This window comes from Actinomadura sp. 9N407 (genome assembly GCF_044326315.1).
Taxonomy (GTDB): Bacteria; Actinomycetota; Actinomycetes; order Streptosporangiales; family Streptosporangiaceae; genus Spirillospora.
In genome coordinates this window covers 65,138-84,644 of the sequence record NZ_JBIRAW010000031.1, presented here as the reverse complement: position 1 = coordinate 84,644, position 19,507 = coordinate 65,138, and the positions used below count along the sequence as shown (strand labels likewise).

The window sequence follows — 19,507 nt, the reverse complement described above, 5'->3', positions numbered from 1 at the left end:
CCACTCTTGCGCGCAGCGCTCAGGAACACAGCGCAGCGCTCAGGAACGCAGCCGGGAGATCTCGTACAGCGCGATCCCGGCGGCCACCCCGGCGTTGAGCGACTCGGCCTTGCCCGGCATCGGGATCGTGACCAGCAGGTCGCAGGTGTCGGCGACCAGCCGTCCGAGGCCCTTGCCCTCCGAGCCGATGACCAGCACGAACGGGCCCGCCGCGACCTCGAGATCGCCGACGGCGGTGCCGCCGTCGGCGTCCAGGCCGGCCACGAAGCAGCCCGCCTTCTGGTACGCCTTGAGCTGCCGGGCGAGGTTGGTGGCCTGCGCGACCGGCACCGCGGCGACGGTCCCGGCCGAGGCCTTCCAGGTACCGGCGGTCACGCCCGCGGCGCGCCGTTCCGGGACCACGACGCCGCTGGCGCCGAACGCGGCGGCGGACCGCACGATCGCGCCGAGGTTGCGCGGGTCGGTGATGCCGTCCACCGCGACGATCAGCGGGGCCTTGCCCTTGAGCAGGTCGTCGGGGTGGGCGTAGCGGTACGGCCTGACCTGGAGCGCGATGCCCTGGTGGACCGAGCCGTCGGTGAGCCGGTCCAGCTCGTTGCGGCCGGTCTCCAGCAGCGGGATCTTGCGGTCGGCGGCCAGCTGGATCGACTCGCGGACGCGGTCGTCGGTGTCGGTCGTCACGTACAGCGCGCTGCCGGGCACCCCGGCCCGCAGCGCCTCGACCACCGGGTTGCGGCCGGTGACCAGCTCCGGGGTCTCACCGCTGGCGCGGCGCGCGCCGGCCGGACGGCCCGTCCTGGCGGGCTCGGTGGCCTGGGGGCGGCTGCCCGGGCCCACGGTCGGGGTGCCGGTCCGCTTGGAGCTCTTGACGGCGCGGGCCTTCTGCCGCTTGCCGTGCCAGTGCCGGTCCTCGGCTTTGGGAGTAGGACCCTTCCCCTGTCGCTTGGCCATCTTCCGTACGCCCCTCGTGCTCCGTCGCAGGGCGGCACATCGGCGGACGCCCCCAAACATCCAATTTTAGGTGCCGCGCAGAGTGGTCGGCTCAGCGCGGTCGGCCGAGGGTCGTCGGCTCAGGGTCGTCGGCCCAGCGCGGTCGGCCCAGAGTCCTCGGCTCAGCATGCTCGGCCCAGCGCGGTCGGCTCAGGGTGGAACGCCCGTCAGCCGCCGGCGGGCGGGTCGAGCCGCTCGGTCAGCCGGGTGATGGCGCGTTCGAGGCCCTCCAGGCGGTCCTCGATCGACGCCAGCCGCCCGTCGACGGTGTCCAGCCTGGCTCGGACGCCCTGCCCGCGTCCCGGCATCTCCGGCATCTCGGGAGGCTCGGGCCCCTGCGTACCGCCCAGGGCGCGCGACAGCGCCTCCCGCAGCGCCGGCAGGCTCGCCCCCAGGTCCACCAGGGCCTGGGCCGCCAGGCCCTGCCCCTCGCGCAGCAGGCCCAGCATGATGTGCCCCGCGTCGATGGACTCGTGGCCGAGCCGCTGCGCCTCGCGCAGGCTGAGCTCCAGGACCCGCTTGACGCGCGGAGTGAACGGGACGTGCCCGGACGCGTCGGCGGTGCCCTCGCCGACCATCTCCTCGACCTTGGCCCGGACGGCGGCGAGGTCGATCTCCAGCGGCGCCAGCGCCGCGGGTACCTCCCCGCCGTCCTCGCGCAGCAGCCCCAGCAGCAGATGCTCGGTGCCGATGTAGTCGTGGCCCAGCAGCCGGGCCTCCTCCTGAGCCAGCACGACGGCATGCCTGGCCCGGTCGGTGAACCGTTCGAACATCGCGTGATCACCTCATGGGGATCGATCGCAGCGGATCATCCGACCGTACGCCCCCGCGCCCGGCGGCGACGAGGACATCCCCGAGGGAACGCGGGTCTCACCCGAAGAAAGCCCAGGCTCAGCTGTGCTTGAGCTCCCAGCGCGGCCCGTTCGGGGTGTCCTCGACCAGGATCCCGGCCTCGGCAAGCCCGTCGCGGATCGCGTCGGCCGCGCCGTAGTCCTTGCGCTTGCGGGCGGCCTGCCGCTGCTCCAGGGCCACCGCGACCAGCGCGTCCACGACCGGCCGCAGATCGTCCTCGCCCGCCCGCGACCACTGCTCCGACAGCGGATCGAGGCCGAGCACGCCGGTCATCGCCCGTACGGAGGCCAGCGCGCCCCGTACCGCGTCCAGATCACCGGACGCCAGGGCGTTGTTGCCCTCCCGTACGGCGTCGTGCACGACCGCCAGCGCCTGCGGTACGCCGAGATCGTCGTCCATCACCGCGACGAACGCCTCGGGCAGTTCGGCGGACTCAGTGCCCGCCGTGCCCGCCTCGCCCGCCGTGCCCGCCTCGCCCGCGCCGATCAGCTCGGCGGCCCGGGTGACGAAGCCCTCGATCCGCTGGTACGCCGACACCGCCTCGGCGAGCGCGGCGTCGGTGTAGTCCATGAGCGACCGGTACTGGGCGGAGACCAGGTAGTAGCGGATCTCGGCGGGACGGGCCTTGCCGAGCAGTTCGGGCAGCAGCACGACGTTGCCGACCGACTTGCTCATCTTCTCGCCGTCCACCGTCAGCAGCCCGTTGTGCAGCCAGTAGCGGGCGAACCCGTCCCCGGCCGCCTGCGACTGGGCGATCTCGTTCTCGTGGTGCGGGAAGATCAGGTCGACGCCGCCGCCGTGGATGTCGAACGTGGGGCCGAGGTACTTGGTCGCCATCGCCGAGCACTCCAGGTGCCAGCCGGGACGGCCCTCGCCCCACGGCGTCTCCCAGGACGGCTCGCCCGGCTTGGCGCCCTTCCAGAGCGCGAAGTCGATCGGGTCGCGCTTGCAGTCCTCGTTCGGCGTGTCACCGGCCGAGCGCATGTTCTCCAGCCGCTGGTTGGACAGCGGCAGGTACTCCCCGGACCACGACCGGACGTCGAAGTAGACGTCGCCGCCGGACGCGTAGGCGTGCCCGCGCTCGATCAGCCGCCGCATCAGCACGATCATCTCCGGGACGTGCCCGGTGGCGCGCGGCTCGATCGTCGGCGGCAGGCAGCCGAGCGCGTCGTACCCGGCGGTGAAGACCCGCTGGTTGCCCTCGGCCACCGCGAACCACGGCACGCCCCGCTCCCGGGCGATCGTGAGGATCTTGTCGTCGATGTCGGTCACGTTGCGGGCGAACGTCACCTCGTACCCGGACCGGCGCAGCCAGCGCAGCAGCACGTCGTAGATGACGCCCGAGCGCAGATGCCCGATGTGCGGTGCCGCCTGCGGTGTCGCACCACACACGTACATCCCCACGCGGCCCTCTTCCAGGGGCTCGAACGTGCGGATCGTACGGGTACCGGTGTCGTAAAGGCGCAGGCTCACGGGATCAGGCTATTGGATTTCTAGTACGGGGTGACGGCATCTTCGTCGCTCAGTCCCTGGCACAGCTTGATCAAGGCGACCGCGTTCGGTACCTGGGACGCGATGGCGGACAAGGACTGGACACCGTCATGCGTACGGACGACGACCATTCCGTTGTCGATGTCCACTTCGTCCACCGCCGGCCAAGGGACGAGTTCGTCCTCCCTGCGAATGCCGTCCTGGCCCACCTCGAACGGCCCGACCCGCACGTTCTCGCCTGCCTCGATCCGCTCGACATAGCCGGGGAGCACGCGCTGGGCCACCTCGGTGGTGACGTTCTCCCCGAGCTCGCGCGCGTCGGGCAGCTCATCGCCCAGCCGGATCTGCCCGCCGTCCGCGGCCGTGACCGTGAACCGGTAGCTGGTCCGCTTGCGGTCCGCGTGCCGTACACCCGAGACCGTCACCGAGACCAGGTCGTCCCAGAGATAGGCCGAGCGCCGCCCGCCGCCCTCGTCCAGGACGAGACCGCCGGTGAACAGGTAGATGGACCGGTAGCCACCCCGCCGGATGGACGAGCCACCACGCCGGACGGACAAGTACGTCATTACGCGCTGAAGGCCGACGCGTGCGTCGAAGGCCCGGACCGGCTCTCCGAGCTTGCGATCGGACGCCTGTTCCAGGACCGAGGGGGGAAAGGACATGGAAATGCGACTACCCGACTCTTTGGTTGACGAAATCCGTATGACGCTAGCGCGTCGGCCCGCGGTTCGGGGGCCGTGTCCGGGCGTATTCATGATCTTCGTGCCGTCGCGCCGCCGGTCCGGGCCGGTCGGGGCCGGTCGGGGCCGGTCGGGGCCGGTCGGGGCCGGTCGGGGCCGGACCGGGCCGCAGTGGCCGGAACCTGTCGGCCAATCGCGCGCCACCCCGCGAAGGTAGGAGAATCCGCCCGCCCGGCTGGTTAACCTCCCTCTGGAGACCCCACCCCCGGAGACGAGCCGATGCCCGCTGATCCCCCTGCCCTGCCCGAAAAGCACCGCTCCCCGGCGCTGCTCGCCGTCGCCGCCGGCCTCGCCGTGACCGTCCTGGCGGCCGGGGCGTTCGTGCTGACCTTCGACCTGCTGCGCGACTTCGCCGTGGCGGGCCGGGCGAGCAGGCGCTGGGCGCCCGCGTACCCGATCATGGTCGACGCGCTGCTGGTGATGACCGTGCTGGCCCTGATCGTGGCCCGCGGCGCCCGCTGGTGGTCCCGCTGGCTCCGCGGCGCCCTGCTGCTACTCCTGGTCGCCGGTACGGCCGCGATCTCCGTCCAGCACGCACTGTGGGGCTTCGGCTCGCTGCCCCGCGACCCGGTACGGGCCGGGGTGGCGGTGGCCCCGCACCTGATGCTGATCATCGCCGTCTGGCTCTGGCTCCGCATGATCAAGCAGCTCCGGCAGGCCCGTCCCGGCCGTCTCGCCCCCGCGCCCGCGCCCGCTGCCGAAGGGAATTCAGGGGGCGACGCCGCCGCCGTCACCGTCATCCCGCCCGGCGAGCACGCCGAGCAGGCCAGGCCGACGCCGCCGCCGCTCGCGCTGCTGCCGTCCGATGTCGAGGTCGCCCGCAGGCCCGGCACGGACGGGGTACGCGCCGACGGGGTGCGCGCCAACACCACCCAGCCGGACATGATCATGCCGATCACCTTGGACGGCCCCGCGGGTGCCGACGGCGAGCCGGAGGTCCCGGCCGCTGATCGTGCGGAGGATCCCGACGCCGGTGACGACGACGGCGACCTGCCGATCTGGGACTGGGACAAGGACCCGCCGTCCGGCTCCCTGCGCAGCTCTCCCGTCCCGCCCGCCGAGTGAACGCGGGCATGCCGACACCGACGTGCCCGCACGAGCGCAGAGGGGCAGCGCGGACACAGGGGCGACGCAGAGAGGGCAGAGAGGGCAGGGCTCAGGCGGTGGGGAAGACCAGGGCGTTGGCTATCGCGGCCAGGCCCTCACCGCGGCCGGTGAGGCCCAGGCCGTCAGTGGTGGTCGCCGAAACGCTGACCGGGGCGCCGCCCAGGGCCTCGCTCAGGACCTTCTCGGCCTCGGCCCGGCGTTTGCCGATCTTGGGACGGTTGCCGATCACCTGGATCGCCACATTGCCGATCCGGTACCCGGATTCGGTGACCAGCCGGGCCACCTCGCCGAGCAGGTCGGCCCCGGAGGCACCGGACCAGCGCGGGTCGGCCGTACCGAACACGGCACCGAGATCGCCCAGTCCGCAGGCCGACAGCAGGGCGTCGCAGGCGGCATGGGCGGCGACATCGCCGTCGGAATGCCCCGACAGGCCCTGCCCCTCGCCCGGCCAGCACAGGCCCGCTACCCACAGCGGACGGTCCTGGCCCCGTTCCCGGTCTGCACCAGCCCGGTCCGCACCAGCCCTACCTGCACGGGCCCAGTCTTCACTGGACACGTCTTCGGTGGATACAAATGGGTGGACGTCGGTTCCGACGCCCACCCGTGGTAGCAGCTCGCTCAACTCGGCCGGTTCAGCCCGTGAGGATCTCGTCGAGGAGAGCCTCGGCCTTGTCCTCGTTGGTCTTCTCCGCCAGCGCGAGCTCGCTGACCAGTATCTGCCGCGCCTTGGCGAGCATCCGCTTCTCGCCGGCGGACAGGCCGCGTTCCTTATCGCGCCGCCACAGGTCGCGGACGACCTCGGCGACCTTGTTGACGTCGCCGGAGGCGAGCTTCTCAAGATTCGCCTTGTAACGCCTCGACCAGTTGGTGGGCTCTTCGGTGTACGGTGCGCGCAGCACCTCGAACACCTTCTCCAACCCTTCCTGGCCTACGACGTCCCGAACGCCCACGTCCTCGACGTTCTCCACTGGAACCCGCACCGTCAGGTCGCCCTTGTCGACCTTCAGCACCAGGTAGATCCGTTCCTCACCCTTGATGGTGCGAGTCTCGATGGCATCGATTCGAGCAGCCCCGTGGTGGGGGTAGACGACGGTGTCGCCGACCTGGAAAGTCATGTGACAAGTACCCCTTCCGCTACTACCAGAGTACCACGAGCCCGGCGGTGACCGTACCGGCGTTAAGGGCATTTGCGCAGGTCAACCCACTTATTGGGGTCTTGACAAAGCCAATGGAAGGTGCATTTCGGACTTGTTGGAGTCCCGAAACATGATCGGAAAGGCCTTCCGCCGGCATCCTGCCGGAACGCGCGAAGCGGCTCATACTGGAAGGTGAGCGTGCCCGGCCGCGTGGGTACGAAGCGCCCAGAAGGGGGGAAACCCGGAACCCCGCCGAGCGCGAAGGGGTACGGCGCGGACCGAGAGGGAAGGTGCGGCACCGGTCGGTACTACCGGTTCGGGTGGAAACCGGTGCTGCGCGGAGCTGAGGAGGCGGAGCGAGGAGGAGGTGCGGCGTGAGGCCGGACGGCGACCCCGAGCCCGATGACTACGGGCTCCCCCGAGTCGACGTCGTGGTGCCCGACGACGCCCGCGAGCTCGACCGCGACGTGGACGCCTACCGCCGCGAGGAGCGGCGCAGGCGGCGCCGCGAGCGCACCCGCAAGGTCCTAGGCCCGTTCGGCGGCTACGGGGTGGCCATCCCGATCATCGCGGGCGCGCTCCTGGTCGCGCTGATCAGCGGGGCGCTCATGACGGTGTTCGGCCCGCGGCCGGCGCCGCGTCCCACCGCCGCCCTGCTCGCCCCGCACCCCTCCGCCGGACCGGGACGCGTCGGCGGCTACCTGCCCGAGGGCCAGGTCGCGGAGATCGGCAAGGAGCGCAGGCCCAAGGCGCTGCGCGAGCTGCGTCCCGGCGTGATCGGCATCGTGCCGCCCGGCTGTGCCTGCGAGAGCATGGTCGCCGCGCTGGCCGGCCCCGCCACGCAGTTCCAGCTGAACTTCTGGCTGGCCGCCGACCGCCGCGAGGCCACCATCCCGGCCGACGAGACGCTGCGCGGCCTGAAGGCCCTGGCCGGTACGGCGCACACCGGTACGCCCACGGTCATCGACGACACGCAGAGCCTGCTCGCCGGCACGTACGGCCCCACCGCCGGATCGATCGGGACCGGACCCGAAGGAAAGCCCGGGCTGACGGCGGTCCTCGTCCAGCCGGACGGCGTCGTCGCGGACGTCATCCACTCCCCCCAGGCGGGCCGCGAGCTCACCGAAAAGATCAAGGCACTCGGCTAGCACGCGCGCTCCCGTCCGTCCGTGCTACGCGCGCGCCACACCGGTTTCCACCCCCGAATCGGTATTACCGACCGGGCCTCGCTACGCTTCCCCTGGCGTTTATCGCCACCGTGACAGCCTTCAACGCCCTTCCCGAGGAGTTCGACGCCGTGATCCGAAACAGCCGTCGAGTGGTCGCACTCGCCATCGCGGGTGCCGTCGCCATCGCGCCGGTGATCTCCGGCTGCGGCGCCGGCAGCAACCCTCAGTCCGCCGCGCCCACCCAGCTGACCGAGGGCGTCAACGCCTCGGTCCCCAAGGGCGCCGCGACGTCCCAGGTCGACATCCGCAACATGTTCCTGCTGGGCCCGCAGGCCGACAAGATGTTCACGACCGGCGCATCGGTCCCGCTCTACGCCACGATCATCAACCAGGTCGAGGGCCGCCAGGACCGGCTCGTCCGCGTCGCCGCGCCCGACTTCGCCCAGGCGAAGATCACCGGCGGCGCCGTGACGCTGCCGCCCGCCCAGCCGACCGGCGAGGGCACGCCCGTGACGCTGACCGGGCCCGCCGCCGCGCCCACGCCGGCGGCCACGGACAAGAAGACCAAGCAGCCGGGCGCCGGGGCCACCGAGCAGCCCGGTGCCACCGACCGGCCCAGCGGCGAGGCGACCCGGCCGGGTGCCGAGGCGACCCCGCAGCCGGGCCAGCAGACCTCCCCGCCCGCGAGCGACTCCCCGACGGCCACGCCGCCGCCCGGGTCCCCGACGACGCGGCCGACCGACACCACCGGCGTCACGCCCGAAGGCAAGGCCCCGACGGTCGTCCTGAGCGGCCTCAACCGCCAGTTGCTCGGCGGCGAGACGCTCCGCATCCAGCTCGAGTTCGAGCACGCCGGGTCGATCGAGATCGCGGTCCCGGTCGTACCGCACCAGCGCGAGTACGCCGAATACGCCGCGGTCTCCCCCGGCGTCCCGGCACCCGGCGCGACCGCCACGCCGACCACTCCCGCTCCGGCGGGCTCCCCCGGCCACGGTTCCACCCCGGAGGGCACGCAGAGCCCCACCCCCGGAGGCGCCGAGACCCCGGCCACCGGCGGCCACTGACCCGCTGGCTGAACGACGACGCGGCCCGTACGGAGAAATCCGTACGGGCCGCGCCTTCTATGCCGCGCCTTCTATGTAGGCCGTCCCCCAGGCTCAGGGCTCGAACATCTAGGCCGTCCCCAGGCTCAGGGCCCGAATATCTAGGCCGTCCCCGGGCTTACGGCTCGAATTTGTAGCCGAGGCCTCGGACGGTGACGATGTAGCGGGGTGTGGAGGGGGCCGCCTCGATCTTGGCGCGGAGGCGCTTGATGTGGACGTCCAGGGTCTTGGTGTCGCCCACGTAGTCGGCGCCCCAGACGCGGTCGATCAGCTGCATCCGGGTCAGGACCCGGCCGGCGTTGCGCAGCAGGACCTCCAGGAGCTCGAACTCCTTGAGCGGCAGCTGGACGCCCTCGCCGGCGACGCTGACCACGTGCCGTTCGACGTCCATCCGGACCGGACCGGCCTCCAGGGTCGCCGGGGCCAGCTCCTCGACCTCGCCCCGGCGGCGCAGCACGGCGCGCATCCGGGCGATCAGCTCGCGGGTGGAGAACGGCTTGGTGACGTAGTCGTCGGCGCCGAGCTCCAGCCCGACCACCTTGTCGACCTCGCTGTCCTTGGCGGTCAGCATGATGACGGGCACGTTGGAGCGCGACCGCAGCTCGCGGCAGACCTCGGTACCCGGCAGGCCGGGCAGCATGAGGTCCAGGAGCACCAGGTCGGCACCGTTGCGCTCGAAGATGTCGAGCGCGTCGGGGCCGGTGGCCGCGACGGCGACCTCGAAGCCCTCCTTGCGCAGGTTGTACGACAGTGCGTCGCTGAACGACTCCTCGTCTTCCACGACGAGCACGCGGGTCACGGTGTTGCCTCCCGGGCGGTCTTTCGGGTCTGTCCGATGGAACTGGTCTGCCAGGTCATCGCTCGGGTCCTTCGGCTTCGGGTGGGAGTGGGGCTGAGAGTGGGGGCGGGGGTGCCGTAGCTCGTACGGCGGCGGGCACGGGCGGCCGGACCGGGTGCAGCAGGGGGAGCCGGATCGTGAACGTGGATCCCGAGCCCTCCTTGCTCCAGACGGTGACCTCGCCGCCGTGCTTGGTCGTGACGTGCTTGACGATGGCCAGCCCGAGGCCGGTGCCTCCGGTCTGGCGGGAGCGGGCCGGGTCGACCCGGTAGAAGCGCTCGAAGATCCGTTCCAGTTCGTCCTCGGGGATCCCGATGCCCTGGTCGGTCACGTTGATCTCGACGAACTGGTCGTCGGCCCGGCGGGTGGCGACCACCACGCGGGTGTGCTCGGGGCTGTAGGCGACGGCGTTGTCGATCAGGTTGCGGATCGCGTTGACCAGGAGTTCCTCGTCGCCGCGGACCTTCAGGCCCTGCTCGCCGCCGCCGGTCAGCTCGATGTCCTTGGCCTGGGCCTTGATCTGAGAACGGTCGATCGCCTCGATGATGAGCTCGTCCAGCACGGCCGGGTGCAGTTCGGGCAGCGGCTCGTCGCCCTGGATCCGCGACAGCGTCATGAGGTCCTGGACGAGGTTGTTCAGCCGGACCGCCTCGATCTGCATCCGGCCGGCGAAGCGGCGCACGGCCTCGGCGTCGTCGGCGGCGCCCTCCACGGTCTCGGCCAGCAGCGACAGCGCGCCGACCGGGGTCTTGAGCTCGTGGCTGACGTTGGCCACGAAGTCCCGCCGAATCGCCTCGACCCGGCGCATCTCGGTGAGGTCCTCGGCCAGCACCAGGACCAGGCCGTGCGAGCCGAGCGGCGCGACCCGTACGGCGAACCAGCGGCCCTCGACGCGGCCGCGGCCCCGGGACGGGCCGACCTGGATCTCGGTCTCCCGGATCTCGCCGTCCCTGCGCACCAGCCGGGCCATCGCCAGCAGCTCGTCCACGACCAGCCGCTCGCCGCTGACCACGCCGAACGCGCGGGCGGCGGAGCTGGAGCGCAGCACCCGGTCCTCGCCGTCGACCACGACGGCGGACGAGCGCAGCACGCTGAGCACCGACGCCACTCCGGGCGGCAGCGCGTTCTGGGGCGGCGCAGGGGGCTGCGTACGCTGGGCTCGCTCGCTCACGCGCACCGCCAATCCCGTCGCCAGCCCGATCGCAAGCCCGGCGAGCCCGGTCAGGGCTGCGATCAACTCGACCTCCACAGGAGCGATCGTAAGCGCCGACCTGGCCGTTCCTGCACCATGGAGGGGGCGAACGCGGGCGCGTTCGCCCAAAGTTCACCTCTTTATCCGGGTTGGTTCACACCTGTCCGGCAGGCTGTGACGTGGACGAGTCCGACCGATCCACGTACCCCTGAGGAATTCAATTGCGCGACGCCTACCACGAGGAGCTCGACGCCCTCTCCGACAACCTTGTGGAGATGACCCGGCTGGTCCGCTCCGCGATGGCCCGCGCGGTGACCGCGCTGCTGGACGCCGACCTGCGGCTGTCGGAGGAGGTCATCAGCAGCGACGAGAACGTCAACAAGATCGACGCGCAGATCGAGCAGACCGTGTTCGACCTGATGGCGCGGCAGCAGCCGGTGGCCGGTGATCTGCGGATGCTGATCACCTCGCTGCGGATGAGCGGCGACCTGGAGCGGATGGGCGACCTGGCGGTGCACATCGCCAAGACCGCCCGCCGGCGGCACCCGGAATCGGCCGTACCGCCGGAGCTGCAGGCCACGGTGCTGGAGATGGGCCAGATCGCGGAACGCATGATCGCCAAGACCGGCAGCGTGATCGCGTCCCAGGACGTCGAGATGGGCCTGGAGCTCGACCGCGACGACGACGCCATGGACCGGTTGCACCGCAAGCTGTTCGACGTGCTGCTGTCGCCCAAGTGGAAGCACGGGGTGGAGCCGGCGGTGGACATCACGCTGGCCGGGCGCTACTTCGAGCGGTTCGCCGACCACGCCGTGCACGTGGCCGAGGACGTCGTGTACCTCGTCACCGGCCAGCGCCCGGAAGAGATCGTCGACCTCAGCTGACGCCGTCGACTCGTGGCCGTTCCGGGATGGCGAACACGCCACGAGTCGACTCACTTCTTGCGGCGGCCTCGGCTCGGCTTGGCGCCCTTGGCCGGGGCTGCCGGGGCCGCGCCGCCCTGGTTCTTGACGGCCTCGATCGCGGCCTTGGCGGCGGCCGGGTCGAGGTACTCGCCGCCGCGCTTGAGCGGGGCGAAGTCGTCGTCCAGCTCGTACACCAGCGGGATACCGGTCGGGATGTTGAGCCCGACGATGTCCTCGTCGGAGACGTCGTCCAGGTGCTTGACCATCGCGCGCAGCGAGTTGCCGTGCGCCGCGACCAGCACGGTCTTGCCCGCGGCCAGGTCGGGGATGATCGAGTCGTACCAGTACGGCAGCATCCGGTCGACCACGTCGGCCAGGCACTCGGTACGCGGGATCAGCTCGGACGGCAGCCCGGCGTAGCGCAGGTCGTTGACCTGCGACAGCGGGTCGTCGTCCTTGATCACCGGCGGCGGGGTGTCGTACGAGCGGCGCCACACCATGAACTGCTCTTCGCCGTACTTCTCGCGCGTCTGCGCCTTGTTCTTGCCCTGCAGCGCCCCGTAGTGGCGCTCGTTGAGCCGCCACGAGCGGCGCACCGGGATCCACAGCAGGTCGGCCACGTCCAGCGCGATGTTGGCGGTGCGGATGGCCCGCTTCAGCAGCGACGTGTGCAGCACGTCGGGGGTGATGTCGGCGTCGAGCAGCAGATCGCCGCCCTTGGTCGCCTCACCCTCCCCCTTCGTGGACAGGTCCACGTCAACCCAGCCGGTGAACAGCCCTTCGGCGTTCCACACGCTTTCGCCATGCCGCAGCAATACCAAGGTCGCCATGGCCCCAGAGCCTATCGGGCGTCAGTGAACCTTTCCCAGCCGGCTTGGCGCCGTGGCCCGGCCGTTGAAGACCCCGGGGATGAAGAAGGTTCAGCCGGAGGAGTCGCCCAAGGAACGGTTGACCGGGGAAGAGTCGTTCGGGGAAGCGCCGCCCAAGGAACGGTTGACCGGGGAAGAGTCGTTCGGGGAACGGTTGGCCGGGTCGGCGAACGAGGCGAACGCCTGGAGGTTGGCCAGGCTCTCGCCCCTCTTGACCCGCCAGTCCCACTCGCGCTGGATGGACGACTTGAAGCCGTACTCCAGGGCCTTGTCGAAGTTCTCGTCCGAGTAGGTCAGCACGCAGCCGAGCAGCCGGTCGATCTCCTCGGGGCTGATCGACGAGAGCGCGACACGTCCGACCAGATAGACGTCGCCGACGTCGTCCAGGGTGAACGCCACCCCGTACATCCGGCCGTTGCGCTCCAGCAGGAAGCGGTAGAAGTCGGCGTGGTTCTCGTCCGGGCGGCGGCAGAAGAACGCCTCGACATGCAGGCTGTGGTCACCGACGATCAGCCAGGTCATGGTGGCGAGCTTGTGCTGGCCGGGCAGCTTGACGAAGAACGCCCCGGGCCGCGGCTGGTCGTACTCCAGCTCCGCGCCCTTCAGCGTCTCCTCGATCACTGAGGCCAGCGTCATGCGAACTCCTTCTTGGGGGACGACCCCCCAGGCCACTGCATGACCTCGCTTCGCTCGGTCATGCGGTCACCTTCGCAGCTAGTGGCATACGGGCAAGATTGGACTGGGCACCGGTATACACCTCGAGGAGCCGATCCACGGTGGCGTCCCAGCCGAAGCCGGCCGCGTGTCGTACGGCGCGTCCCGCGAGGTGGGAGCGCAGACCGGGCTCGGTGTCCAGGCGGCGGAGCACGGCGGCGTAGTCGGACGGGTCATGGCCCCTGATCAGGAGCCCGGACTCACCGTCCCGTACGGCGGTGCACAGCCCGCCGACGGCGGCCGCGACGACCGGGGTGCCGCAGGCCTGCGATTCCACGGCCACCAGGCCGCACGACTCGCTGTGCGAGGGCACGACGGTGACGTCGGCGGCGCGGTACCAGTCGGCCAGCTCCGCCTGCGGGGCGGGCGGCTCGAACCGTACGACGTCGGCGATGCCCAGCTCGGCGGCCAGCGACTGGAGCCCCTCGGGACGGCAGCGCGCGCTGCCGCTTGGGCCGCCGACGACGGCGACGACCATGCGGCGGCGGAGGGACGGGTCGTCGGCGAGCATCCGGGCGGCGGCGCGCAGCAGGACGTCCGGGGCCTTCAGCGGCTGAATCCGTCCGACGAACAGCAGCACGTACGCGTCGCGCGGCAGGCGCAGGCGGTCCCGCGCCGTACCCGTCTCGCGGGTCAGCGCGGGCCCGGACTGCAAGAGGCGGTCACGTGCCGTACCCGTGGCCGGGGACGGCGGCTCGGGCTGGAAGAGGGAGAGGTCGACACCAGGGTTGACGGTGGCGACGCGTGCGGGATCGGCGCCGTAGAGGTCGATGAGCTCGCGCGACTCCTTGGCCGTGTTGCCCACGAGCTGGTCGGACGAGCCGACGACCTGCTCCTCGCCCAGGACGCGTTCCGGCGGCTCGGGGCTGTCCCCGTCGGCCAGCGCGGCGTTCTTGACCTTGGCCATGGTGTGCATGGAGTGCACCAGCGGTACGCCCCAGCGTTCCTTGGCGGCCCATCCGGCCTGGCCGGACAGCCAGTAGTGGGTGTGGATGACGTCGTAGTGGCCCGGGTCGTAGGACGCCTCGGCGCGCAGGACGCCCGAGGTGAAGCCGCACATGTACCGGGGCAGCGCCGTCTTCTCCAGCTCCTCGAACGGCCCGGAGACGATGTTGCGCACCAGGACGCCGGGGGCCAGCTCGGTGACGGGCGGCAGCGCCCGCGACGTCGCCCGGGTGAAGATGTCCACCTCGATCCCCCGCGCCGCCAGCCGCTTGGCCACCTCGACGATGTAGACGTTCATCCCGCCCGCGTCGCCGGTCCCCGGCTGATCGAGCGGAGACGTGTGAACGCTGATCGTCGCGACCCGGTCGATACGACGCGACACCAAAACACCACCTCCGATGGTGCAACCTATCCGCAGCGATCGGTGTTCCCCCCAACGGGGATGTACCGGCCCATGACGTTCCCTTGCCACAAAGCCGAACCCCCCGGCCCTCCCGGACGAGTGCTCCTGCGAAAATACGGTCATGCGTAAAACGGCCGTAATCACGGGAGCCAGCAGCGGGATCGGGGCGGCCACGGCCAGGCGGCTGGCCGCCGAGGGGTTCAATGTCGTCCTGGCCGCCCGGCGGCGGGAGCGGCTGGACGCCCTCGCCAAGGAGATCACCGAGGGGGTACCGGGTGCCGGGAAGGTCGTGGCCCTGACCCTGGACGTGACCGACCAGGCGTCGGTGGACGCGCTGGCGGCGGCGGTGCCCGGCTGCCATGTCCTGGTCAACAACGCCGGCGGCGCGATCGGCACCGAATCGGTCGCCGACGCCGATCCGGCGGACTGGCAGGCGATGTACGACAGCAACGTGCTGGGGCTGCTGCGGGTGACCAAGGCGCTGCTGCCCAAGCTGATCGAGAGCGGCGCGGGCCATGTCGTCAATGTCACGTCGCTGGCCGCGCACGTCCCGTACGAGGGCGGCGCGGGCTACAACGCCGCCAAGTACGCCGCGTACGCGGTGAACGAGGTCATGCGGCTGGAGCTGGTGGCCGAGCCGGTACGGATCACCGAGATCGCGCCGGGGCTGGTGAAGACCGAGGAGTTCTCGCTGGTGCGGTTCCGGGGCGATGAAGGCAAGGCCGCCAAGCCGTACGAGGGCGTTCCGGAGCCGCTGGTGGCCGACGACGTCGCCGACTGCGTGGCCTGGGCGGTCACCCGGCCGCCGCACGTCAACATCGACAGGATCGACGTCCAGCCGAGGGTCCAGGCCGCCCCCCACAAGCTGCACCGCCGGTAGCCAGGGGTAAGGATCATCGCTCCGTTCCCGGGTATGCGACCCAGGGAGATTCCGGAGGACGGAGCACGAGATGACCCAGCGGACCTTCGTACTGCCGCTCGAGGACGCGGCCGCCGGTCCGGCGGTGGTGGGCGGCAAGGGCGCGGAGCTGGCGCGCCTGGCGGCGGCGGGGCTGCCCGTACCGGCGGGCTTCCATGTGACCGCCGACGCGTACCGCGAGTTCGTGGAACGGGGCGGGCTGCGGGGCGCGGTCCTGTCGATGGCGGCCCGGGTGGACCCGGAGCTGCCGGTGACGGCGGACGCGGCGGCGCGGCGGATCGCCGAGCTGTTCGAGCGGCAGGACGTGATGACGGAGATCGCCGGGCCGGTGCGCTGGACGTACGCGTCGCTGGGCGACCGCGATCATCCGGTGGCGGTACGGTCCTCGCCGACGGCCGAGGAGCTGCCGGGGCTGCCCGGGCTGCCGTTCGCGGGCGGGCACGACACGGTGCTCGGCGTGCGCGGGGAGGCGGCGCTGCTGGCGGCGATCCGGCACTGCTGGGCCTCGCTGTGGACGGCCCGGGCGATCGAGTACCGCTGCCGCAACGGCATCGACCACGGCGAGGTCGCGCTGGGCGTGATCGTGCAGACGATGGTGCCCGCCGACGCGGCCGGGGTGATGTCCACGGCGGCGCCGGTCAGCGGCGGTACGGGCCGGATCCTGCTGAACGCCGCGTGGGGGCTGGGCGAGCCGGTGGCCTCCGGCCGGGTCACGCCGGACGCGCTGATCGTGGAGAAGGGCACCGGCCGGGTCGTCGAGCGGCGGATCGCCGACAAGGCGGTGATGATGGTCGCCGGCGACCAGGGCGGCACGTTCGAGCGCGTCGTACCGGAGCGCTGGCGGAACGAACCCGTGCTCCACTCGGAGGAGGCCGCCCGGCTGGCCAGGCTCGGCGAACGGATCGAGGCCCTGAACGGCGGGCCGATGGACGTCGAGTGGGCGATCCACGAGCACGAGCCGTACATCCTCCAGGCCTGCCCGGCCCAGGAGACCGGCACCGAAACGGGCACCGGGGAAGGCGCCGAGAAGGGCACCGAGGTCTGGAACGACAGCCTCACCGGCGATCACCTGTGGACCAGGGGCGGGCTGGGCGAGTCCGTCCCGGACGTGATGACGCCGTGCACATGGTCGCTGGTGCAGATGTTCATGCGCGGATCGCGGGCGGCGTCGTCGCTGCCGGGGCACCGCGCGTACGGCAACATCGGCGGCCACTTCTACACCGACCTCAGCCAGATCGCGGCCCTCGGCGTCGGGCCGGAGACGCTGGAGGCGGTCTACGGCACCCTTCCGCCGGGCGTGGAGATCCCGCCCGCGCGGCTGTCGATCACCGACAACGTGCGCAAACGGCTGCCCGCTGCAGCGAGGGCGACCCGCAGGGCACGCGCCGACCGGGATCGGCTCCCGGACTTCCTGGCGTCGTCGCCGGGACGCTGCGAGGCGCTGCGCGACCGGATCCGGGACGAGAACGAGCCGCAGGAACTGCTGCACCTGTGGGGGCACGCGCTGCTGCCGTTCTTCCTGGACGCCTGCCACATGCTGGAGGCCACCGGGCATGAGGACGGCGCGTCGTTCGTCGCCGTACGGCAGGACCTGGACCGGCTGGCGGGACGGGCCGACGCGAACGCGATGCTCGCCGGCCTGGGCAAACCCGGCGAGGGCGGGCTCGCCGCGCTGGGGCCGATGACGGGGCTGGCACGGCTCGCGCGGGGCGAGATCAGCCGTACCGAGTACCTGCGGAGCTGGGGGCATCGCGGCCCGCACGAGTTCGAGATCGCGATGCCGCGTCCCGCCGAGGAACCGGGCTGGATCGACCACCAGGAAGAGTGGATCAACGCCACCGAACCGGGCCGGGACGCCGTCGAGCTGATCGGGCGGCAGCGGGTGAAGAGCCGCGCGGCCTGGAAGCGGTTCCGGCGGCACCACCGGCACCGGGTGGCCTCGGCCCGGCGCCGCATCGGACGCTGGGCGCAGGCCGTCCACGACCAGGAGTCGGCCCGCTCCGAGGTCATGCGGGTCATCTCGGTGGTACGCGAGTTCGTGCTGCGGGCCGGGGAGCTGACCGGCCGCCGCGACGACCTGTTCTACCTGACCATCGACGAGATCCTCGCCGTACTGGACGGCGACGCGCGCCCGCTGGAGAAGGTCGCCGTACGGCGGCGGACCTACGAGCGATACCGCGCACTGTCGCCGTACCCCGCCCTGATCCGCGGCCGGTTCGATCCGGTCACGTGGGCCGGTGGGCGCGGCCGGCGACTGGACTACTACGACGGCGGCCGGCCCCTGGCGGGACTCAGCGAGGAGCCGGTCAGCGGCGCCGGGGCGACCGCCGGGATCGTGGAGGGAACGGTACGGGTCGTCGACACGCCCGAGCAGGGCGCGGAGCTGCTGACCGGCGAGATCCTCGTCACCACCGCGGCCGGCATCGGCTGGACACCGCTCTTCCCGCGCGCCGCCGCCCTGGTGACCGACGTGGGCGCGCTGCTGTCGCCCGCCGTGATCGTGGCCCGCGAACTGGGCCTCCCGGCGGTCGTGGGCTGCGGGAACGCCACCACGCGGCTGCGTACCGGGGACCGGGTCCGGGTGGACGGCGAGGGCGGCGCGGTGGAGATCCTCAGCTCGGCGCAGGTGGGCTCGCGGGAGCGACTGCTGACCACGGAAGGGTGACCTCGCCGAGCCGCCACCGGCCACGGCCGCCGTACGGAGGCCGCGCGAACACCGGATGGGACCGGGCCAGCAGGGACACCGCCTCGATCCATCGCGCGCGCGGCCCGAAGACCGACTGCGGCGCCGCGATCGCCCAGCAGCGGTCGAAGTCGGCGAGGAGCGCGTGCACCCGCTCGCCTGGCACGTTGCGGTGGATGAGCGTCTTCGGCAGCCGTTCGGCCAGGTCGGAGGGCTTGACCAGGGTCGGCAGATGGGCCGCGAACGTGATCGTCAACGGCTCGGCCCGGCCGGTGTACGGCTCGGCGGCCAGGGCGACCCATACGGCGCGGCGGCCGATCTCGTCGCACGTCCCCTCGATCAGGACGCCGCCGGGAGCCAGCCGCGCGCACAGCCCGTCCCAGGCTCGCCACGCGGCCGCCTCGTCGTACTGGCGCAGGACGTTGAACGCCCGGACCAGCACCGGCGGCCGGTCCACCGGAAGCTCGAAGCCGCCGCGCCGGAACGACAGGCCCTCGTACCCGGACATGATCCGCTGACCGGCCGCGACCCGTTCCGGCTCGATCTCGATGCCGACGACCTCCAGGCGCGGTGAGACCTCGCGGAGGCGCCCGTGGAACTCGACCGTGGTCACCGGGGACGCCCCGTACCCGAGATCGACGGCCAGCGGCCGGGCACCGGCCCGCAGCGGCCCGGACTGGGTGGCGGCGATCCAGCGGTCCACGCGGCGGAGCCGGTTGGGGGCGGTGGTGCCCCGGGTCACCTCTCCCTGGGGCTTCTGCGTACGGACCACTCCCCGATTGTCCCGCCCCGGCGGCGTGGTCTCCCTCACATGCCGTGATCGAAGAAAGCTCGACCCTCCACAGACCTGGCGTTTACTCTATGTGATCAAGCGATCACTCCAGGCGTGGCGAAAGCAGGCAGGGCTCTCGAAGGTGGAACTCTCCAAGGCGCTCGGCTACACCGACTCCTACATCGGCCAGATCGAGCTCTGCAAGAACCTACCGTCCCTGGAACTCGCCGAAGCCTTCGACACCTATTTCAAGACCAATGGCTTGTTCGTCCGCCTGCGAGAGCGCATTCTGGAGACGCGGCACATCTCCCTGCTGCCTCCAGGATTCGCCGAGTACGCGAAGAAAGAAGAGGAAGCGAGCTCACTCAGAAATTACGAGCTCGCCATAGTTAACGGGATCCTTCAAACCGAGGACTACGCCCGCACCGTGATGAGCTCCAACCAGGTCCCGCTCGACCTGTAGTCGACGGCTGAGGAACAGGTCGACAACCAGGCCACCACGCCCAGTACATCCTGGTCGTCAAAGGCAACCTGCCACAAGGACCGGCTTCGCGGGACCGGATCAAGCACGTTGATGCGTGCTCGGTGGGAGGAGCCTGCTGGATGTGTGTGAAGCCCGCGGTGGGTGGGCAGCAGGTGCCCGGCCGCTGGCGCGGGGACAAGGATTCGGGCACTGTGC

Annotated in this window: 18 protein-coding genes and 1 pseudogene; 7 read left to right on the top strand and 12 right to left on the bottom strand. The window is 71.5% G+C overall.

Annotated features, from left to right (window positions below):
- Positions 1-39: 39 nt before the first annotated feature.
- From rlmB to ACH34Q_RS36165, 4 genes are all read right to left on the bottom strand, one after another.
- Entirely contained in the window at positions 40-951 is a 912-nt protein-coding gene (rlmB, locus tag ACH34Q_RS36180) for a 23S rRNA (guanosine(2251)-2'-O)-methyltransferase RlmB (RefSeq protein ID WP_395987669.1), read from the bottom strand.
- 206 nt (positions 952-1,157) lie between these two features.
- Positions 1,158-1,763, bottom strand: a complete 606-nt coding sequence (locus ACH34Q_RS36175; RefSeq protein WP_395987668.1) for a Clp protease N-terminal domain-containing protein — start codon at positions 1,761-1,763, stop codon at positions 1,158-1,160.
- A 118-nt stretch (positions 1,764-1,881) separates the two neighbouring features.
- Positions 1,882-3,315: a cysteine--tRNA ligase gene (gene cysS / locus ACH34Q_RS36170; protein WP_395987667.1), complete on the bottom strand. Its 1,434-nt coding sequence runs from the start codon at positions 3,313-3,315 to the stop codon at positions 1,882-1,884.
- Between the two features lie 20 nt (positions 3,316-3,335).
- Positions 3,336-3,890 carry a DUF6585 family protein gene (locus tag ACH34Q_RS36165; protein ID WP_395987666.1) on the bottom strand — a complete coding sequence of 185 codons (555 nt, stop codon included), beginning with the start codon at positions 3,888-3,890 and terminating at the stop codon, positions 3,336-3,338.
- Positions 3,891-4,292: 402 nt separating this feature from the next.
- Here ACH34Q_RS36165 and ACH34Q_RS36160 point away from each other — a divergent pair, with 402 nt between their 5' ends.
- Entirely contained in the window at positions 4,293-5,138 is an 846-nt protein-coding gene (locus ACH34Q_RS36160) for a DUF2637 domain-containing protein (protein ID WP_395987665.1), read from the top strand.
- A gap of 91 nt (positions 5,139-5,229) precedes the next feature.
- On the opposite strand, the gene ispF is transcribed toward ACH34Q_RS36160, so the two are convergent.
- Positions 5,230-5,781, bottom strand: coding sequence for a 2-C-methyl-D-erythritol 2,4-cyclodiphosphate synthase (gene ispF / locus ACH34Q_RS36155; protein WP_395987664.1), 552 nt, complete (start codon positions 5,779-5,781; stop codon positions 5,230-5,232).
- A gap of 31 nt (positions 5,782-5,812) precedes the next feature.
- On the bottom strand, positions 5,813-6,295 hold the full coding sequence (locus tag ACH34Q_RS36150) for a CarD family transcriptional regulator (RefSeq protein WP_395987663.1): 483 nt from the start codon (positions 6,293-6,295) through the stop codon (positions 5,813-5,815).
- Positions 6,296-6,690: 395 nt separating this feature from the next.
- Here ACH34Q_RS36150 and ACH34Q_RS36145 point away from each other — a divergent pair, with 395 nt between their 5' ends.
- On the top strand, positions 6,691-7,464 hold the full coding sequence (locus ACH34Q_RS36145) for a hypothetical protein (protein ID WP_395987662.1): 774 nt from the start codon (positions 6,691-6,693) through the stop codon (positions 7,462-7,464).
- Between the two features lie 110 nt (positions 7,465-7,574).
- Positions 7,575-8,549, top strand: a complete 975-nt coding sequence (locus ACH34Q_RS36140; RefSeq protein WP_395987661.1) for a hypothetical protein — start codon at positions 7,575-7,577, stop codon at positions 8,547-8,549.
- 157 nt (positions 8,550-8,706) lie between these two features.
- Here the strand turns inward: ACH34Q_RS36140 and ACH34Q_RS36135 are convergent, their stop codons facing one another.
- Together ACH34Q_RS36135 and ACH34Q_RS36130 are read right to left on the bottom strand one after the other, a co-directional pair.
- A complete protein-coding gene (locus ACH34Q_RS36135; protein WP_395987660.1) occupies positions 8,707-9,387 on the bottom strand; it encodes a response regulator in 681 nt (226 codons plus the stop codon).
- A 55-nt stretch (positions 9,388-9,442) separates the two neighbouring features.
- The gene (locus ACH34Q_RS36130) at positions 9,443-10,675 is read right to left on the bottom strand and encodes a sensor histidine kinase (protein WP_395987659.1); all 1,233 of its coding nucleotides are present in this window, start codon (positions 10,673-10,675) and stop codon (positions 9,443-9,445) included.
- A 164-nt stretch (positions 10,676-10,839) separates the two neighbouring features.
- Between ACH34Q_RS36130 and phoU the strand changes: the two genes are divergently transcribed.
- Positions 10,840-11,502 (top strand): phosphate signaling complex protein PhoU, encoded by a 663-nt coding sequence (gene phoU, locus ACH34Q_RS36125; protein ID WP_395987658.1) that lies wholly within the window; start codon positions 10,840-10,842, stop codon positions 11,500-11,502.
- Between the two features lie 50 nt (positions 11,503-11,552).
- Here the strand turns inward: phoU and ACH34Q_RS36120 are convergent, their stop codons facing one another.
- From ACH34Q_RS36120 to mshA, 3 genes and pseudogenes are all read right to left on the bottom strand, one after another.
- Entirely contained in the window at positions 11,553-12,353 is an 801-nt protein-coding gene (locus ACH34Q_RS36120) for a phosphoglyceromutase (RefSeq protein WP_395987657.1), read from the bottom strand.
- A gap of 195 nt (positions 12,354-12,548) precedes the next feature.
- Positions 12,549-13,028: pseudogene (locus ACH34Q_RS36115) on the bottom strand (YbjN domain-containing protein); the annotation flags it as partial.
- Between the two features lie 58 nt (positions 13,029-13,086).
- Positions 13,087-14,433, bottom strand: a complete 1,347-nt coding sequence (gene mshA / locus ACH34Q_RS36110) for a D-inositol-3-phosphate glycosyltransferase (RefSeq protein ID WP_395987656.1) — start codon at positions 14,431-14,433, stop codon at positions 13,087-13,089.
- A 142-nt stretch (positions 14,434-14,575) separates the two neighbouring features.
- On the opposite strand from mshA, the gene ACH34Q_RS36105 reads away from it, so the two are divergent.
- Together ACH34Q_RS36105 and ACH34Q_RS36100 are read left to right on the top strand one after the other, a co-directional pair.
- Positions 14,576-15,334, top strand: coding sequence for an SDR family NAD(P)-dependent oxidoreductase (locus tag ACH34Q_RS36105; RefSeq protein WP_395987655.1), 759 nt, complete (start codon positions 14,576-14,578; stop codon positions 15,332-15,334).
- Positions 15,335-15,404: 70 nt separating this feature from the next.
- On the top strand, positions 15,405-18,038 hold the full coding sequence (locus ACH34Q_RS36100; RefSeq protein ID WP_395987654.1) for a PEP/pyruvate-binding domain-containing protein: 2,634 nt from the start codon (positions 15,405-15,407) through the stop codon (positions 18,036-18,038).
- Here ACH34Q_RS36100 and ACH34Q_RS36095 read toward each other — a convergent pair.
- Entirely contained in the window at positions 17,986-18,828 is an 843-nt protein-coding gene (locus ACH34Q_RS36095) for a class I SAM-dependent methyltransferase (protein ID WP_395987653.1), read from the bottom strand. The two genes, ACH34Q_RS36100 and ACH34Q_RS36095, sit on opposite strands and share 53 nt — an antisense overlap.
- Here ACH34Q_RS36095 and ACH34Q_RS36090 point away from each other — a divergent pair.
- On the top strand, positions 18,737-19,291 hold the full coding sequence (locus tag ACH34Q_RS36090) for a Scr1 family TA system antitoxin-like transcriptional regulator (RefSeq protein WP_395987652.1): 555 nt from the start codon (positions 18,737-18,739) through the stop codon (positions 19,289-19,291). The two genes, ACH34Q_RS36095 and ACH34Q_RS36090, sit on opposite strands and share 92 nt — an antisense overlap.
- Positions 19,292-19,507 lie beyond the last annotated feature (216 nt).

What these genes read in the sequence shown, in the direction of transcription:
- rlmB (WP_395987669.1), bottom strand. Translation starts at nt 951, where the DNA reads ATGGCCAAGCGACAGGGGAAGGGTCCTACTCCCAAAGCCGAGGACCGG.
- ACH34Q_RS36175 (WP_395987668.1), bottom strand. Translation starts at nt 1,763, where the DNA reads ATGTTCGAACGGTTCACCGACCGGGCCAGGCATGCCGTCGTGCTGGCT.
- ACH34Q_RS36160 (WP_395987665.1), top strand. Translation starts at nt 4,293, where the DNA reads ATGCCCGCTGATCCCCCTGCCCTGCCCGAAAAGCACCGCTCCCCGGCG.
- ACH34Q_RS36150 (WP_395987663.1), bottom strand. Translation starts at nt 6,295, where the DNA reads ATGACTTTCCAGGTCGGCGACACCGTCGTCTACCCCCACCACGGGGCT.
- ACH34Q_RS36120 (WP_395987657.1), bottom strand. Translation starts at nt 12,353, where the DNA reads ATGGCGACCTTGGTATTGCTGCGGCATGGCGAAAGCGTGTGGAACGCC.
- ACH34Q_RS36105 (WP_395987655.1), top strand. Translation starts at nt 14,576, where the DNA reads ATGCGTAAAACGGCCGTAATCACGGGAGCCAGCAGCGGGATCGGGGCG.
- ACH34Q_RS36100 (WP_395987654.1), top strand. Translation starts at nt 15,405, where the DNA reads ATGACCCAGCGGACCTTCGTACTGCCGCTCGAGGACGCGGCCGCCGGT.